General features: G+C 71.6%; 12 protein-coding genes. 4 read left to right on the top strand and 8 right to left on the bottom strand.

Translation table 11 applies throughout. From position 1 onward, the window contains the following. The 8 genes from ftsW to rsmH all read right to left on the bottom strand — a co-directional run bounded on the left by ftsW (nt 1) and on the right by rsmH (nt 11,073). Nucleotides 1-1,311, bottom strand: coding sequence for a putative lipid II flippase FtsW (ftsW, locus tag ACFYV1_RS10365; protein ID WP_389395281.1), 1,311 nt, complete (start codon nt 1,309-1,311; stop codon nt 1-3). A 536-nt stretch (nt 1,312-1,847) separates the two neighbouring features. Continuing rightward, nucleotides 1,848-3,278 (bottom strand): UDP-N-acetylmuramoyl-L-alanine--D-glutamate ligase, encoded by a 1,431-nt coding sequence (gene murD, locus ACFYV1_RS10360; RefSeq protein WP_389395006.1) that lies wholly within the window; start codon nt 3,276-3,278, stop codon nt 1,848-1,850. Next, on the bottom strand, nt 3,260-4,330 hold the full coding sequence (mraY, locus tag ACFYV1_RS10355) for a phospho-N-acetylmuramoyl-pentapeptide-transferase (protein WP_389395005.1): 1,071 nt from the start codon (nt 4,328-4,330) through the stop codon (nt 3,260-3,262). Before mraY ends, murD begins: the two co-directional genes overlap by 19 nt. Beyond that, on the bottom strand, nt 4,327-5,754 hold the full coding sequence (gene murF / locus ACFYV1_RS10350) for a UDP-N-acetylmuramoyl-tripeptide--D-alanyl-D-alanine ligase (RefSeq protein WP_389395004.1): 1,428 nt from the start codon (nt 5,752-5,754) through the stop codon (nt 4,327-4,329). Before murF ends, mraY begins: the two co-directional genes overlap by 4 nt. A gap of 4 nt (nt 5,755-5,758) precedes the next feature. Beyond that, nucleotides 5,759-7,441 carry a UDP-N-acetylmuramoyl-L-alanyl-D-glutamate--2,6-diaminopimelate ligase gene (locus tag ACFYV1_RS10345; protein ID WP_389395003.1) on the bottom strand — a complete coding sequence of 561 codons (1,683 nt, stop codon included), beginning with the start codon at nt 7,439-7,441 and terminating at the stop codon, nt 5,759-5,761. 15 nt (nt 7,442-7,456) lie between these two features. Beyond that, entirely contained in the window at nt 7,457-9,436 is a 1,980-nt protein-coding gene (locus ACFYV1_RS10340) for a peptidoglycan D,D-transpeptidase FtsI family protein (RefSeq protein WP_389395002.1), read from the bottom strand. Between the two features lie 4 nt (nt 9,437-9,440). Continuing rightward, nucleotides 9,441-10,064: a septum formation initiator family protein gene (locus tag ACFYV1_RS10335; protein WP_389395001.1), complete on the bottom strand. Its 624-nt coding sequence runs from the start codon at nt 10,062-10,064 to the stop codon at nt 9,441-9,443. Nucleotides 10,065-10,116: 52 nt separating this feature from the next. Continuing rightward, nucleotides 10,117-11,073 (bottom strand): 16S rRNA (cytosine(1402)-N(4))-methyltransferase RsmH, encoded by a 957-nt coding sequence (gene rsmH, locus ACFYV1_RS10330; RefSeq protein ID WP_389395000.1) that lies wholly within the window; start codon nt 11,071-11,073, stop codon nt 10,117-10,119. A gap of 273 nt (nt 11,074-11,346) precedes the next feature. Between rsmH and ACFYV1_RS10325 the strand changes: the two genes are divergently transcribed. From ACFYV1_RS10325 to ACFYV1_RS10310, 4 genes are all read left to right on the top strand, one after another. After that, nucleotides 11,347-11,892 (top strand): beta-class carbonic anhydrase, encoded by a 546-nt coding sequence (locus ACFYV1_RS10325; protein WP_389394999.1) that lies wholly within the window; start codon nt 11,347-11,349, stop codon nt 11,890-11,892. 199 nt (nt 11,893-12,091) lie between these two features. Beyond that, nucleotides 12,092-13,138, top strand: coding sequence for an AAA family ATPase (locus ACFYV1_RS10320; RefSeq protein WP_389394998.1), 1,047 nt, complete (start codon nt 12,092-12,094; stop codon nt 13,136-13,138). Then, nucleotides 13,138-14,502, top strand: a complete 1,365-nt coding sequence (locus tag ACFYV1_RS10315) for a DUF58 domain-containing protein (protein ID WP_389394997.1) — start codon at nt 13,138-13,140, stop codon at nt 14,500-14,502. Before ACFYV1_RS10320 ends, ACFYV1_RS10315 begins: the two co-directional genes overlap by 1 nt. Beyond that, nucleotides 14,499-17,027 carry a transglutaminaseTgpA domain-containing protein gene (locus tag ACFYV1_RS10310; protein ID WP_389394996.1) on the top strand — a complete coding sequence of 843 codons (2,529 nt, stop codon included), beginning with the start codon at nt 14,499-14,501 and terminating at the stop codon, nt 17,025-17,027. The genes ACFYV1_RS10315 and ACFYV1_RS10310 overlap by 4 nt, the downstream gene beginning before the upstream one ends. Nucleotides 17,028-17,079 lie beyond the last annotated feature (52 nt).

The raw sequence follows: 17,079 nt of genomic DNA, 5'->3' as shown, positions 1-17,079 counted from the left end.
TCACCGCTCTCCGGACGGACGCTTCTTGACGCGCCGTCTCATCGTCTTCCATCTCACCCCGGGCCTCCGCACGGCCAGGGCCGCCTTTGCCGCGGGATCCTCTCGCGCAAAGGCGATCAGCAGCCCTACGGCGAACATCGTCGGCAGCAGGGCCGACCCCCCGTAGGAGAACAGCGGCAGCGGGACGCCGGCGATCGGCAGCAGACCGAGCACCGCACCGATGTTGACCACCGCCTGAGCGGTGATCCACGTGGTGACGCCTCCCGCCGCGTACCTCACGAAGGGGTCCTCCGTGCGTCCGGCGACGCGGATACCCGCATAGCCTAGAGCCGCGAACAGGGCGAGTACCGACAGCGTCCCCGCCAGGCCCAGTTCCTCCCCGGCGATGGCGAAGATGAAGTCGGTGTGCGGTTCTGGTAGTTGGCCCCATTTTTCCACACTTGCGCCAAGACCGGAACCGAACCATCCGCCAGACGCAAGAGCATAGATGCCGTGCACCGCCTGCCAGCACTCGCCTTCCGGGCCGAGGTCGATGGCGCCGATGCACTCGAGCCGTGACATGCGGTTCTCGTTGGTCCTGATGAGCATCAGGCCGACGAACCCGGCGATGCCCAGGACCCCCGCGAAGAGCCGGGTGGGCGCCCCCGCCAGCCACAGCAGGCCGAACAGGATCGCGGTCAGGATGATGGCGGTGCCCATGTCGCCGCCGAGCATGATCAGGCCGAGCAGGAGGAAGGCGACCGGCACCAGCGGCACGAGCAGGTGTTTCCACTGGGTCAGCAGCCGCCGGTCCTGCTTGCGGGCCAGCAGGTCCGCGCCCCAGAGGATCAGGGCGAGCTTGCCGAACTCGCTGGGCTGCAACTGGAAGGGGCCGCCGAGATAGATCCAGTTCTGGTTGCCGTTGACCGCGTGCCCTATCCCGGGGACCTGGACCAGGACCATCAGGAAGACCGTGACCAGCAGCAGTGGGTAGGACAGGGCCCGGTGCAGTTTGCCCGGCATCCGGGAGGCGATCAGCAGCAGGACGGTGCCGATGACCGCGGCGACGAACTGCTTCTGGAAGAAGTACGAGGCGGGCAGCGAGTACTCGAGCGCCTGGATCATCGACGCGGAGTAGACCATGACCAGGCCGAGGACCGTGATCAGGAGGCTGCTGCCGAGAATCAGGTAGTACGCGGTGAGCGGCCGGTCCCAGGCCCTGCGGGCCTGCTCGTACAGCCGCCGTGGCCCGCGCGGCCCCTCGGTGCCACCGCCGCGGGGCGCCCGCGGCGCGCGGGCCCCGCCGCCCCGCACACGGGGCGCACGGCGCACCTCCGGGCCGGTCCGGCTCCGCAGCGCGACGCCGGCTCCGCCGGTGTGCGAGGGTACGGCCCCGGCCGCGCCGGCGAAGGCGGGTACCGGACCCGCCGGCACGAGACCGGTGATCCACGCCCGTGCGGTGCGTGCGGCGTCACGGATGAGGACAGCAGGGGCCCGGTGGGCCTGGCCGGCCCGGCTGTCCGCGCCCCGCGGTCCGGCCGCGGGTCCGCGCCCGCGCTCCGACGGGGCAAGGTCCTGGGGCGGAGTGCCGTCGTCGGTGGCGGGAGCAGCCGCCGGATGCCCGGCTCGAGGCGGCCGGGCCGCGCGCGCCGCCCCCGGCAAGGTCTCAGGGACGTCCGTCGCGGCGGTGTGCGAGGCCGCCGCGAGTGATGCGGTCTCCCGGGCGGACCGTCGCGGTGGCGACGGCGTGGGAACGGCCCCCGCGATGGGGGCCGGGAGGGCGTCTCCCGGGGCCACAGGCCCGTCGGTGGGCGGCATGGTCGCTCTCCCCTCCAGTCGTGCCCGGCGCCGGCCGGACATCGCGGCTGTCAGGCGTGCTCGTCGGCGAGGGCCCGGACCGCTTGCGCGAAGGCCTCGCCCCGCTTGTTGTAGTTGGTGAACATGTCCATCGAGGCGCAGGCCGGCGCCAGCAGCACCGTGTCTCCGGGCCGGGCGAGCGAGGCCGCCTCCCGTACCGCCGCGGACATCGCTTCAGTGTCGGTCCGCTCGAGGTCGACGACCGGGACCTCGGGGGCGTGTCGCGCGAGGGCTTCGCGGATCAGGGCGCGGTCGGCCCCGATGAGAACAACGCCCCGCAGCCGCTTCGCCGACGCCGTCACCAGTTCGTCGAAGGTCGCGCCCTTGGCAAGTCCCCCGGCGATCCAGACGATCGGGTCGTACGCGGCCAGGGAGGCCTGTGCGGCATGGGTGTTGGTGGCCTTGGAGTCGTCGATGTACGCGACGCCCGCCACGTCCGCGACATGCTCGATGCGGTGCGCGTCGGGCCGGAAGCCCCGCAGTCCGTCGCGTACGGCGGCGGGCGCGACGCCGAAGGCGCGGGCCAGCGCCGCCGCCGCGAGGGCGTTGGCGATGTTGTGCGGCGCCGGCGGGTCGACGTCCGCGACCTCCGCGAGTTCCTGCGCCTGCTTGTGGCGGTCGGCCACGAAGGCGCGGTCGACCAGGATGCCCTCGACGACGCCGAGTTGGGACGGACCGGGGGTGCCGAGGGTGAAGCCGATCGCCCGGCAGCCCTCCTCGACGTCGGCGGCGCGCACCAGTTCCTCGGTCGCGGGGTCGGCCGCGTTGTAGACGCAGGCGACCGTGTTGCCCTCGTAGACGCGGCCCTTGTCCGCGGCGTAGGCCGCCATGGAGCCGTGCCAGTCGAGGTGGTCGGGTGCGAGGTTGAGCACCACCGCGGAGTGGGCGCGCAGCGAGGGCGCCCAGTGCAGCTGATAGCTGGAGAGCTCGACGGCGAGCACGTCGTACTCCTCGTCGCCGAGCACGGCGTCGAGGAGGGAGACGCCGATGTTGCCGACGGCAGCCGTCCGCAGGCCCGCCGCCTCCAGGATGGAGGCGAGCATCCGCACCGTCGTCGTCTTGCCGTTGGTGCCGGTGACCGCGAGCCAGGGGGCCGCGTCGGGCCCGCGCAGCCGCCAGGCCAGCTCCACGTCGCCCCAGACCGGGACGCCCGCCTCTGCCGCCGCGGCGAACAGCGGTTTGCCGGGCGCCCAGCCGGGGGTGGTGACGATGAGTTCGGTGCCCTCCGGCAGGGTCGCGCCGTCGCCGAGGCGGACGGTGACGCCCTCCGCCTCCAGCTGTGCCGCCTGCGCACGGGAGCGCTCGTCGTCCCCGTCGTTGACGACCGTGACGCGCGCGCCGAGGCCGTGCAGCACGCGGGCGGCGGGAATGCCGCTCACCCCCATACCGGCCACGGTGACGCGCTTGCCCTGCCAGATGTCGCTCACTTGTCGGCTGCCCATCCCGCGTAGAAGAGACCGAGGCCCACGATCACGCACATGCCCTGGATGATCCAGAACCGGACCACCACAAGGACTTCGGACCACCCCTTGAGTTCGAAGTGGTGCTGCAACGGTGCCATCCGGAAGACCCGCTTGCCGGTCATCTTGAACGAACCGACCTGGATCACCACGGACATGGTGATGAGGACGAACAGTCCGCCGAGGAGGGCGAGCAGGAGCTCCGTGCGGGAGCAGATCGCGAGGCCCGCGAGCGCGCCGCCGAGAGCGAGCGAGCCGGTGTCGCCCATGAAGATCTTGGCGGGTGAGGTGTTCCACCACAGGAAGCCGAAGCAGGAGCCCATCAGTGCGGAGGCCACGACCGCGAGGTCGAGGGGATCTCGCACTTCGAAACAGGCGTTGGGGTTGGTCAGGGTCACCGCGTTGGCGCAGGACTCCTGGAACTGCCACAGCCCGATGAAGGTGTACGCGCCGAAGACCATCACCGACGCGCCAGTGGCGAGGCCGTCCAGACCGTCCGTCAGGTTCACGCCGTTCGACATCGCGAGAATCATGAACAGCGCCCAGACGACGAACAGCACCGGGCCGATCGCCCAGCCGAAGTCGGTGATGAACGACAGCTTGGTGGAGGCCGGGGTGTTGCCGCGCTGGTCGGCGAACTGAAGTGACAGCACCGCGAAGGCGATGCCGACGATCAGCTGGCCGGCCATCTTCGCCTTGGCCCGCAGGCCCAGCGAACGCTGCTTGACGATCTTGATGTAGTCGTCGAGGAAGCCCACCAGGCCCATGCCCGCCATCAGGAAGAGCACCAGGGCACCCGAGAAGGTCGGGTCCTCACCGGTGATGACCTTGGCGAGCGCGTACGCGATGAGCGTCGCCAGGATGAAGGAGATGCCGCCCATGGTGGGCGTGCCCTTCTTCCCGGCGTGGCCGCGGGGGCCGTCGTCGCGGATGAACTGCCCGTATCCCTTGCGGGCCAGGAGCTTGATCAGCAGCGGGGTGCCGATCAGGGTCAGGAAGAGACCGATGGCTCCCGCGAAGAGGATCTGCCTCATCGGACGGCACCCTCACCCTCGAAGCCGCCGACACCTTCGAGCAGCGCCTGTGCGATCCGCTCCAGACCGACCGACCTGGAAGCCTTCACCAGCACGACGTCTCCCGGGCGCAACTCTCTGCGCAACAGGTCGACCGCCGCCTGCGCGTCGGACACGTGCACCGACTCCTCACCCCACGAACCCTCGTTGTATGCGCCCAGTTGCAACCAGGACGCTTCCCTGCCCCCGACCGCGACGAGCTTGCCGACATTGAGCCGGACGGCGAGCCGTCCGACCGCGTCGTGCTCGACGAGTGCGTCGTCACCGAGCTCGGCCATCATGCCGAGCACCGCCCACGTGCGGCCCCCCTTCGCCCGCGCGGCCTCGCCCATGGCGGCCAGCGCACGCAGCGCGGCGCGCATGGACTCGGGGTTCGCGTTGTAGGCGTCGTTGACGACCGTCACGCCGTCCGGACGCTCGGTGACCTCCATACGCCAGCGGGAGAGGGTGCCCGCTTCCGAGAGCGCGCGGGCGATCTCGGAGACGGACATGTCCAGCTCGTGGGCGACGGCGGCCGCGGCGAGCGCGTTCGACACGTGGTGCTCACCGTACAGCCGCATGGTCACGTCACTGCACCCGGTGGGTGTGTGGAGCGTGAAGGTGGGTTGTCCGTGCTCGGTGAGCCGGACATTCTCGGCGCGTACGGCGGCGTCGTCGGCCTCGCCGAACAGAAGTACCCGGGCCTCGGTACGGGAGGCCATGGCGCGGACCAGCGGGTCGTCGGCGTTGAGGACGGCGACACCGTCCTTCGGCAGCGATTCGACCATCTCGCCCTTGGCCTGTGCGATCTGCTCGCGGCCGCCGAACTCCCCGATGTGGGCGGTGCCGACGTTCAGCACCAGGCCGATCCGGGGCGGGGTGAGTCCGGTGAGGTAGCGGATGTGGCCGATTCCGCGCGCTCCCATTTCGAGCACCAGGTGCTCGGTCTGCTCGGTGGCGCGCAGTGCGGTGAGGGGCAGCCCGATCTCGTTGTTGAGGGAGCCGGGCGTCCAGACGGTGGGCGCCTTGTGCTCCAGCACCTGCGCGATCAGGTCCTTGGTGCTGGTCTTTCCGGCCGAACCGGTCAACGCGACGACCTTGGTGCCGAGTCGCTCGACGACGAATCGGGCCAGGCGCCCCAAGGCGTTCTGCACGTCGTCGACGACGATGGCGGGTACGTCGAGGGGGCGGGTGGCCAGTACGGCCACCGCCCCTGCCGCGACCGCCTGTTCGGCGTAGTCGTGTCCGTCGACGTTCTCGCCGCGGAAGGCGGCGAAGAGACTGCCGGGCTCCACCGCGCGGGAGTCGATGACGACGGGGCCTGTGACGGGCGTGGCCGGATCCGGTATGTCGTGCGACTGCCCGCCGACGATTTCCGCGATCTCGGCGAGGGAGAGGGCGATCACTTGGTCATCCCTGACTTTTCTCGGCTGCCGCGCCGCCGACGACGCGTTCGATGGCGGCGCGCAGTACCTGACGGTCGTCGAACGGGCGGATCACTCCGGCGATGTCCTGTCCCTGTTCGTGGCCCTTGCCGGCGACGAGCACGGTGTCACCGGCCTCGGCGCGGTCGACCGCGGCGGCGATGGCCGCGGCCCGGTCCTCGTAGACCATCACGTCACCGCGTTCGTGGATCGGTACCTCCGCGGCGCCGGCGAGCATCGTCGCGAGGATCGCGAGCGGGTCCTCGCCGCGGGGGTTGTCGGAGGTCAGCACCGCGGTGTCGGCCAGTCGCGCGGCGGCGGCGCCCATGGGGCCGCGCTTGGTCTTGTCGCGGTCGCCGCCGCAGCCGAGCACGATGTGCACCCTGCCTTCCGTGACCTTGCGCAGTGAGCGCAGGACGGATTCGACGGCGTCGGTCTTGTGGGCGTAGTCGACGACCGCGAGGTAGGGCTGCCCGGCGTCGACGCGCTCGAGGCGGCCGGGGACGCCGGGGACGGCCGCGATGCCGTCGGCTGCGGTCTGCGGGTCGAGCCCGGCGACGGCGAGCGTGACGACGGCGGCCAGCGTGTTCGCGACGTTGAACGGGCCGGGCAGCGGCGCCTTGGCGCGCACCCGCTCGCCCTTGGGGCCCACCGCGGTGAACGTCGATCCGTGGCTGCCCACTTCGACGCTCTCGGCACGCCAGTCGGCGTCCGGGTGGCCCTCCGCGGAGAAGGTGGTGACGGGGACGGTGGCCTCGTCGACGAGCCTGCGGCCGTACTCGTCGTCGAAGTTGACCACTGCTTCCCGGCTGCGCAGCGGGGTGAACAGCTGCGCCTTCGCCTGGAAGTAGTCCTCCATGTCGGAGTGGAATTCCATGTGCTCGGGGCTGAGGTTGTTGAAGACGGCGATGTCGAAGACACAGCCGTCGACCCTGCCGAGCACGAGGGCGTGGCTGGAGACCTCCATGGCGACCGAGTCGGCGCCGCGTTCACGCATCACCGCGAACAGTGCCTGGAGGTCGGTGGCCTCGGGCGTGGTGCGCTCCGACTTGATGCGCTCGTCGCCGATGCGCATCTCGACCGTGCCGATCAGGCCGGTGGAGCGTCCGGCCGCCTGGAGGCCGCCCTCGACGAGGTAGGCGGTGGTGGTCTTGCCCGAGGTGCCGGTGATACCGATCTGGAGCAGGTCCCTGCCGGGGTGACCGTAGATCTCGGCGGCGAGTTCGCCCATCCGGCCGCGCGGGTCGTCCGTGACGAGCACCGGCAGACCCGTGTCCGACGCGCGTTCGGCGCCCGCCTCGTCGGTGAGGATCGCGGCCGCCCCGAGATCCGCCGCCTGGGCGGCGAAGTCCGCGCCGTGGAATCTGGCGCCCGGCAGTGCGGCGTACACGTCGCCCGGGCGTACCGCCCGCGAGTCGTGGGTGATGCCGGTGATCTCCGCGGAGCCTGGGGTCTGCACCCCCAGCCGGGCCGCCAGCTCCGCGAGCTTCGTCGGGCGGGCCCGGTCCGGGCGGGGCGCTCCCGTGTGTTTCGCCGGGGCGTCCTGCTGGGTGGTTCGGTACTGATCAGCTTGTGGCACGGCGGTGAGCGTACCGGGCGCACCGGGCGCGGGCGAAAATGAGGGGCGCTCCCCGGGCGGGTTCCCGGAATCGGGGGTGATCGTCGTCACTGGGTGTACCTCCGGTCACTCGCCGGGTTCGAAGGTCACGGGCAGCCTGGCGGGACCCTTGCCGGTCGGGGCGACCTGCAGGGTCTTCAGGGCGAACGCCATGACCTTTTGGTAGATGGGTCCGCAGATCTGACCGCCGAAGTAGCTCCCCTTGGTGGGGTTCTGGATGGCGCAGTAGACGGTGATCTGCGGGTCGTCGGCCGGTGCGAAGCCGGCGAAGGACGCGGTGTATCCCTTGTAGACGCCGAGTTCGGGGTCGACGCGGTTGGCCGTTCCGGTCTTGCCCGCCACGCGGTAGCCGGGGATACGGGCCTTGGTGCCGGTGCCCTCCTCGTCGTCGACCACCGACTCGAGCATCTCGGCCAGGGTGTCGGCGGTCTTCTCGCTGACGACCCGGGTCCTCTCCGGTTCCTCGGCCGCGGTGAACCGCCCGTCGGGGCCCCTGGTGCCGCGTACCAGCGTGGGTTCGATGCGTACGCCCCCGTTGGCCACGGTCGAGAACACGGAGGCGGCCTGCACGGCGTTGAGGGACAGTCCCTGGCCGAAAGGAATCGTGTACTGCTGTGAGGTGGACCAGTCCCCGGGCTTCGCGAGGATGCCCTGGGTCTCCCCGGGGTAGCCGAGTCCGGTCGGGCGGCCGATGCCGAACTTGCGCAGGTAGGAGTGGAGCACCTTGTTGGCCTCCGGCTGGGTCTTCCCGAGCTGCCCGGTGGCCAGGATGGTGCCGATGTTGCTCGACTTGGCGAGGACGCCGTTGAGCGTGAGGTACCAGGTGGGGTGGTCGATGTCGTCCTTGAAGAGCCGGTCGCCGCGGTGGAGCCGGTTGGGGACGACGACATGGGTGCCCGGGGTGGCCTTCTTCTCCTCGAGCACGGCGGCCATGGACATCACCTTGGCGGTGGAGCCCGGCTCGTACGCGTCCTGCAGGGCGGCGTTGCCGAGGGTGCCGGCGGTGATGGTGCCGAGGTCGTTCGGGTCGTAGCCGGGGGCGTTCGCCATGGCGAGGATCTCGCCGGTGCGGGTGTTCTGCACGATGACGTAGCCGCGGTCGGCCTTCGACTTCTCGACCTGCTCCTCCATGGCCTGCTGTGCGGCCCACTGGATGTCGCGGTCGATGGTGAGCTCGACGTCGGAGCCGGGTACCGCGGGGACCTCGCTCGAGGTGGCGGTGGGCACCCGGCGGCCGCCGGACTGGGCGTAGGTGATGGTGCCGTCCTTGCCGGCGAGTGTCTCGTCGAGCATCGACTCGATGCCGCCGCCGCCCCGGTTCGCCGCGTTGACGAAGCCCAGTATTCCGGCGGCGAGATCACCGTTGGGGTAGACGCGCTTGCTGCTGGGTTCCTGGAAGACTCCCGCCAGCACGTTCGCCCCGGCGCCGCCCTTGCGCCGGTCGGCTGCGGCCTTCTCGGCGTAGACGCCCTTGAGGTCCTTGATCTGGTTCCACACCTGCGGGGTCTGCCGGCGTGCCAGCACGGCGTAGCGGGAGCCGGGTTTGGCGAGCTTCTCCGCGAGGTCGGCGGGCTCCTTGCCGAGGATGGGGGCGAGCAGTTGCGCGGCCTGTTCCGGAGCGTTGGGGGACTTGCTCTCCTGCGGGGTGAACATCTTCGGGTCGGCCGTGATGTCGTGCGCGTCGACACTGGTGGCGAGCGCGATCCCGGCCCGGTCGGTGATCTCTCCCCGTTCGGCGGAGAGTGTGTGGCTGAGGTACCGGTTCTTCTCCGCCTTGGCCGCGTACGCGCTCGCGTCCACGGCCTGTACCTGCAGCAGCCGGACCACGAACGCGATCATCACGAGCGTCAGTCCGAGGCTGACCAGCCTCAGCCGGGGACGCGGGCTGCCGAGCCGTACGCGGCGGGCGGCGGGGCGCGGTTCCTGCCTGGGCCTGCGAGCCGCGGGCCGCTGTCCCGGACGCTGTCCGGAGCGCCGGGCGGACTGCGCGGAGGGCCGCCGGGCGGGACCGGGCACCCGGCGCCGCGGTGGTTCCTTGGGGGGCACTGCGTCACCTGCCGGGGGTCGTCGGGGTCGGCTGGGGGGACGTACCGGAGGACGGGCCCGGCACGGAGGTCCGCGGCTCCTCGGACGGTCCGGTCGGCTCCTGGGTCTGCGCGGCCGGCTCCTGCGTCTGTGCGGCCGGCGAGTCGCTCGGCTGCGCCGGGACGGAGGCGGGCGCTCCGGCCGGGGTGCGGGGGGACGGCGTCGCCGACGGCGAGGCGGTCGCGGCGTCGGACGGCTCCGGGGCGGGCGGCAGCGGCTGTGCGGTGGCCTTCTGCGGGACGCCGAGCACCTTGCCGTCCGGGCCGAGGAAGGCGGGACCGCTGCCGGGGACCATGCCCAGTTCTCGGGCGCGCCGCTCGAGGGCGTCGGGGGCCGACCGGAGGTCCACGTCCCGTTGCAGGGCCTGCTGTTCGTCGGTGAACTCGGTGGTCTTCTTCTTCAGTTCGCTCAGTTCGAACGAGCCCTGGCTTAGCGACGAGTTCAGCAGCAGCAAGGTGATCAGGCCGCCGGAGAGCAGGATCACGACCAGCAGGACGAAGGGCGCGCGGGCCGCCGTGGCGGGCCCCGACGGCATCAGCCGCGTGAGCCGCGCGGCCCTCCCTTTGAGCTGCCTGGCCGGTGTGCTCAAGGTGTCCTCCGGTTCGCTGCTCCGGCCGTGCGCGTCTTTCCGCCCGCTGTCCTCACCCGACGTCCTCCCGGATCCGCTGTGCCCCCCTCAGACGCGCCGGAGCGGCGCGGCGGTTCTCCGCGATCTCCTCCTCGGTCGGGAGCTCCGCTCCGCGGGTCAGCAGCTTCAGCCGCGGCTGGTACTGCTCGGGCACCACGGGAAGGCCGGGCGGCGCAGTGATCGCGGCGCCTGCCGCGAACACCTGCTTGACGAGCCGGTCCTCGAGGGAGTGGTACGACAGGACGGCGATCCGTCCGCCGACCGCGAGCGCGGAGACCGCGGCGGGGATCGCCCGCTCGAGCACCGTCAGCTCGCCGTTCACCTCGATGCGCAGCGCCTGGAAGGTGCGCTTGGCCGGGTTGCCGCCGGTGCGCTTGGCGGCCTGGGGCAGCGCGTCGCGGATGAGTTCGACGAGGCGGGCGCTGTTGGTGAACGGCTCCTTGTCCCGCTCACGCACGATGGCGGACACGATCCGCTTGGCCTGCTTCTCCTCGCCGTACGAGCGCAGAATCCGCACCAGTTCACCGGCGGGGTAGGTGTTGAGGACCTCCGCGGCGCCGATGCCCGTGGTCTGGTCCATGCGCATGTCGAGCGGGGCGTCCTGGGCGTAGGCGAACCCGCGGTCGGCCTCGTCGAGCTGCATGGAGGAGACGCCGAGGTCGAACAGCACTCCCTGGACCCGGGGGATGCCGAGGCGTTCGAGCACGTCGGGGAGTTCGTCGTACACGGCGTGCACCAGAGTCGCCCGCTCGCCGTACGGGGCGAGCCGTTCGCCGGACAGGCGCAGCGCCTCCTTGTCGCGGTCGAGCGCGACAAGGCGTGTCCGGGGGAACCGCTCGAGCAGGGCCTCGCTGTGTCCGCCGAGGCCGAGGGTGCAGTCGACGACGACCCCGTCGGGCTCCTGCAGCGCGGGGGCCAGCATGTCCAGGCACCGCTGGAGCATCACGGGGACGTGTCGGGTCTGGCTCATGCGCCCTCTCAGATCCGGCGCGGGCGGGTCATGGCCGGGCCGTGCGTACGCCGCGCACGCGGGGAATTGTGCGGGAAGCCACCGGATGTGCGGGTGGTGTCCGTGAACTTCGCGTCACTTTAGTGCACTGGTCCGGCCGGTCAATCAACCGGCCAGCGCGTCGCGCGGGCCGCTGTGTCAGGCTTGTGGGTTACCTCACAGAGCGGGTCGTTGACGTTCTTTTGTCCGCTCTCACACCGGGCCCATCCGGCCGGTGCCCGTTACCTTCATTCCATGTCGACTTCTGCGCACCAGCCCGCCACCGACCCCGCACGCACCGGTGGCACCGTGACTGATCGTCTCGTCGAAGCGAACCGGGGCTACGCCGCCGAGTTCCGCGACCCGGGGATGGACGCCCGTCCCGTACTCAAGGTCGCCGTGGTCGCCTGCATGGACGCCCGACTGGACCTGCACGCCGCGCTCGGGCTCGACCTGGGCGACTGCCACACGATCCGCAACGCCGGCGGTGTGGTCACCGACGACGTGATCCGCTCGCTCACCATCAGCCAGCGCGCTCTGGGCACCCGCAGCGTGATCCTCGTGCACCACACAGGCTGCGGCCTCGAGAGCATCACCGAGGATTTCCGTATCGAGCTGGAGGAGGAGGTCGGCCAGCGGCCCGCATGGGCGGTCGAGGCGTTCCGCGATGTGGACCAGGACGTCCGGCAGTCGATGCAGCGGGTGCGCACCTCGCCGTTCCTGCTGCACGCGGACGACGTCCGCGGCTTCGTCTTCGACGTCACGACGGGACTCCTGCGGGAGATCGACCCCGCCGAGTGACCGTCCGAGCACTTCACTAAACGGCTCAAACCCGGCACATCCCTCTCACTTATCCACAGGCGAGTGACACAACGCGGCAACGGCAACAAGAATGCGTGTGTGACTCCCTTCCGAACCCCCCGGAAGAGGCGTCCGTGTTCCGGGGTGGGCCGTGCCGTCTGAAGTGCACCGGCCCTATGAAAGGGCCGAGGAGGGCCGGGTGACGACCTATGACGATCGAGCGAGCCTCACGGATCTGACCACCACAGCGGACCGTGTCCGCAGGTCGGTCGAGAGCGTGATCGAGGGCAAGCCAGAGGTCGTACGGCTTTCGCTGACCGTGCTGCTCGCCGAGGGACATCTGCTCATCGAGGATGTTCCCGGCGTCGGCAAGACAATGCTGGCCAAGGCGCTGGCACGGTCGATCGACGGCTCCGTGCGGCGTATCCAGTTCACGCCGGACCTGCTGCCGTCCGACGTGACCGGTGTGTCGATCTTCGATCAGCAGCAGCGTGAATTCGAGTTCAAGCCCGGTGCGATCTTCGCGCAGATCGTGATCGGCGACGAGATCAACCGCGCATCGCCCAAGACCCAGTCGGCGCTGCTGGAGTCGATGGAGGAGCGCCAGGTCACCATCGACGGGCACAGCTACGAGCTGCCCAGTCCCTTCATGGTGGTGGCCACCCAGAACCCGGTGGAGATGGAGGGCACCTACCCGCTCCCGGAGGCCCAGCGGGACCGCTTCATGGCGCGTGTGTCGATCGGGTACCCCAGCGCCGCCGCCGAGCTGCAGATGCTCGACGTGCACGGCGGTGTCTCCCCGCTGGACGACCTGCAGCCGGTGGCCCACGCCCACGACATCGTGAAGCTGATCGAGGCTGTTCGCGCGGTGCACGTCGCCGAGTCCGTCCGCCGTTACGTGGTGGACCTCGTAGCCGCGACGCGCAGCCATCCCGACCTGAGACTCGGCGCGTCGCCGCGCGCGACGCTGCACCTGCTGCGCGCCGCCAAGGCGTCCGCCGCACTCAGCGGCCGCGAGTACGCCCTTCCCGACGACGTGCAGGCACTCGCCGTACAGGTGCTCGCACACCGGCTGCTGCCCACGGCGCAGGCCCAGCTCAACCGCCGCACCGCGGAGCAGGTCGTCCTGGACATCGTCCAGCGCACGCCGGTGCCCACCACGGGCACCTTCGACAGCTCGTACGGCGGCGACCACCCGGCCCAGCCGCCGCTCTACGGTCACCAGCCCGGCGCCCGGCGGCTGTGATGAAGCCCGCAGGGGCCGCCGCCCCGACGGGCCCGGACGGCAGGAACAGCGGCGGGGTGCGCGCCGCGCTCGGCGGACTGACCACACGCGGCCGCTCCTTCCTCGCGGCCGGCGTGGCGGCTGCCGCGTGCGCGTACGTCCTCGGCCAGAGCGACCTGCTGCGCGTCGGACTGCTGCTGGCCGGGCTGCCGCTGATCTGTGTCGCCGTGCTGTACCGCACCCGCTACCGCGTCGCGGCCAGCCGGCGGCTGTCGCCCGGACGTGTGCCCGCGGGTTCCGAGGCGCGGGTCCACCTGCGCATGGACAACGTCTCGCGGATGCCTACCGGTCTGCTGATGCTCCAGGACCATGTGCCGTACGTGCTGGGTCCGAGGCCCCGCTTCGTGCTCGACCGGGTCGAGGCGGGCGGCCGGCGCGAGGTCTCCTACCGGGTCCGCTCGGACCTGCGGGGCCGCTATCCGCTGGGGCCGCTCCAGCTGCGGCTGACCGACCCGTTCGGCATGTGCGAGCTCACCCGTTCGTTCAGCGCGTTCGACACGCTCACGGTCGTTCCGCGCACCGAGTCGCTGCCCGCGGTGGGGCTGGCCGGTGAGGCCTCCGGCCTCGGTGACGGACGGCGGCGCTCGCTCGCCCTGGCCGGCGACGACGACATCATCCCGCGCGCGTACCGCTACGGGGACGACCTCCGCCGGGTGCACTGGCGCTCCACCGCCCGCTACGGCGAGCTGATGGTCCGGCGCGAGGAGCAGCCCCAGCGGCCCCGGTGCACGGTGCTCCTGGACACCCGGAGCGTGGCCTACGAGGGCGCCGGACCGGATTCGGCGTTCGAGTGGGCCGTCTCCGGCGCCGCGTCGGCTCTGATGCACCTGCTGGAACGCGGCTTCTCCGTACGGCTGCTGACGGACACCGGAAGCGCCGTACCCGGTGAGGGCGCGGAGGGCTACGCCGGTCCTTCGCAGGAGTCGGCGGACTCCGCGGGTCTGATGATGGACACGCTCGCCGTCGTGGACCACTCCGACGGCGCGGGCCTGTCCCGCTCGTACGACGTGCTGCGCGGCGGGAGCGAAGGACTGCTGATCGCCTTCCTCGGCGATCTCGACGACGAGCAGACCGCGCTGGCGGCGCGTATGCGTCAGCGCAGCGGTTCCGCCGTCGCCTTCGTGCTGGACAGCGGTACGTGGCTGACCGGCGGCACGGTGCCGGGCCGCGGGGAGGAGCGCCTGCGCCAACTGCGCGAGGCGGGCTGGACCGCGCTCGCCGTGACGCCGGGAGCGCGGCTCCCCGATCTGTGGCACCGGGCGGCACAGGAGCGCGCCGAGTCGGCAGGCGCCGGTTCGTACGGTTTCCCGGGAGGTTGGTCATGAGCGGTCGCGGAAGGCTCACGGTGTGCGCCTTCGCCGCCACCCTGATGGCGGCGGCAGCCATTCTGCCGCTGGTCGATCCCCCCAACTGGCTGTTCCAGGCGGCCTTCCTGCTGGCGATCCAGTCCGGCGCGGGCGCGCTCGCCAGACGGGTCCCGCTGGCCAGGCCGCTGACCCTGGCGGTGCAGGTCCTGGTCACAGTGCTCGCGCTGACCGTCGTCTTCGCCCGCGGTCAGGCGGTCCTCGGTGTCCTGCCGGGACCCGACGCCTTCGCCAGGTTCGCCGAGCTGCTGCGCGCCGGAGCCGACGACGTGGGCCAGTACGCGATCCCCGCCCCGGCGACCGACGGCATCCGGCTGATGGTGATCGGCGGTGTGCTGGTCATCGGTCTCGTGGTGGACGCGCTCGCGGTGACGTTCCGAACCGCGGCCCCGGCCGGCCTGCCGCTGCTGGCGCTCTACTCCGTGGCCGCCGGCCTCTCCGGCGGCGGGACCAGCTGGCTGTGGTTCCTGCTGGCCGCCACCGGCTACCTGCTGCTGCTGCTCGCGGAGGGCCGTGACCGGCTGTCCCAGTGGGGGCGGGTGTTCGGTGGTGCCGCCGGAGGCCGGAACCGTTCGACGGGCGGCTTCGACCCGACGGAAGGGCGGCCCCAGGCACCGATCCGCGCCGGCCGCAGGATCGGTGTGCTCGCGCTCGGCGTGGCACTCGTCGTGCCGGCGGCGCTGCCCGCCCTGGACGGCGGGCTGCTCGGCGGTGTGGGAAACGGTCCCGGCGGCGGGGACGGCGGCGGCGGCACGATCTCGGCCGTCAACCCGCTGGTCTCGTTGCAGGACGATCTGAACCAGCCGCAGAACCGTGAGGTGCTGCGGTACCGGAGCAACGCGACCGACAACCAGGAGATGTATCTGCGGATCCTGGCCCTCGACCGGTTCGACGGCACATCGTGGCGCTCCTCGGAACGCAAGGTCACCGGTGTCCCGGACCGGCTGCCGGAGCCGGCCGGCCTGAGCCCGTCGGTCCAGGTCACCGAGGTGAAGACGAACCTGTCCGCGGCCGGGTCGTACCGCCAGAACTGGCTGCCGATGCCCTATCCGGCGACGACCGTGGCCATCGACGGCCGCTGGCGCTACGAACCGGCCGGCCGGACGCTGGTCGGCGACCGCTCGCAGACCACCGCCGGTGTGCAGTACTCGGTCAGCAGTCTGATCGTGAAGCCGACCAGGGAGCAGCTGGCCGAAGCTCCCGCGGCGCCCGCCCCGTTGCTTCAGGAGTACACGCAGGTCCCCGACGTGCTGCCGGACGACGTCAGGCGGACCGCGCTCACGGTGACCGAGGGCGCGTCGAACGACTACGAGCGCGCGGCCAGGCTCGAGGACTGGTTCTCCACGAGCGGCGGCTTCACCTACAGCACCGAGGTCCGCTCCGGTACGGGCGTCAGCGCGATCAGCCGGTTCCTGAAGCAGAAGGAGGGCTTCTGCATCCACTTCTCCTTCTCGATGGCGGCGATGGCCCGGACCCTGGACATCCCGGCCCGGGTCGCCGTGGGCTTCCAGCCGGGCACGGCGCAGTCCGACGGCACGGTGTCGGTCGGTCTGCGTGACGCCCACGCCTGGCCGGAGCTGTACTTCGAGGGCGTGGGGTGGACCCGGTTCGAGCCGACGCCGAGGCGCGGCTTCCAGCCCGAGTACACGCAGGAGCAGGCTCCCACCGGCAGTCCTTCCGACCCGGCGCAGCCGGAGGCGGGCACGTCCGCGGCTCCGGAGGAGACGAACAGGCCCCAGGACGCCTGCCCTCGGCAGGAACGTCAGATGGGCGAGTGCGGAGCGGCCGAGCCGCGTGACGTCCAGCCCCCGGCAGCCGCAGGCTCCGCCCTGGGCACGGTCGTGCTGACGGCCCTCGGCGTGGTGGCCGGACTGCTGCTGCTCTCGGTGCCGCTGCTGCTGCGGCTCATGGCCCGGTCGCGGCGCCTGACCGCACCCGTACGCCGCTCGGCGAAGGCCCCGGCACCGCCGCCGGGTCCGGACGCTCACCTTCCGGGGTCCTCCGGCGTGGTCTTCGAGGCGGGTGGCACCGGAACCGGCGGACGTACGGCCGTGGACGTGACCCGTAGGACACTGGCGGCGTGGCAGGAGGTCACCGACTCGGCCTGGGACGTCGGCATCCTGCCCGACGACGCGCTGACGCCGCGCAAGGCGGCGGCACGCATCGTCCGGCTGGGCAAGCTGGAGGACGAGCCGGCGGCTGCCGTGCACCGGATGGCCCGTTCGGTGGAGCAGGTCCTGTACGCGCCCGTGCCGCAGTCCGGCGGGGAACTCGCCGCCGACGCCCGGCGCATCCAGACGGGTCTGATCGGGGCGGTGGGTTTCGGGACCCGGATGCGGGCGTTGCTGCTGCCGCGTTCCTCCGTGCGGGTCGTATGGGCCCTGTCGGAACGCTGGTCGGCTGTCACGGACAGGTGGAACGTCCGCAGGTTGCGGCTGGACCGTTGGGCGGAGGTCCTGCGCCGCCCGTTGCGGCAGCGGGGCTGAGGACGCTCGGAAGTTGTTCCGGGGCCGGGCACCCGCCCGGCCCCGGCCCCGG

Source organism: Streptomyces sp. NPDC003023, assembly GCF_042888225.1.
Taxonomy (GTDB): domain Bacteria; phylum Actinomycetota; class Actinomycetes; order Streptomycetales; family Streptomycetaceae; genus Streptomyces.
The sequence above is the reverse complement of the archived record's forward strand: the minus strand, read 5'-3'. Positions and strand labels throughout refer to the sequence as shown.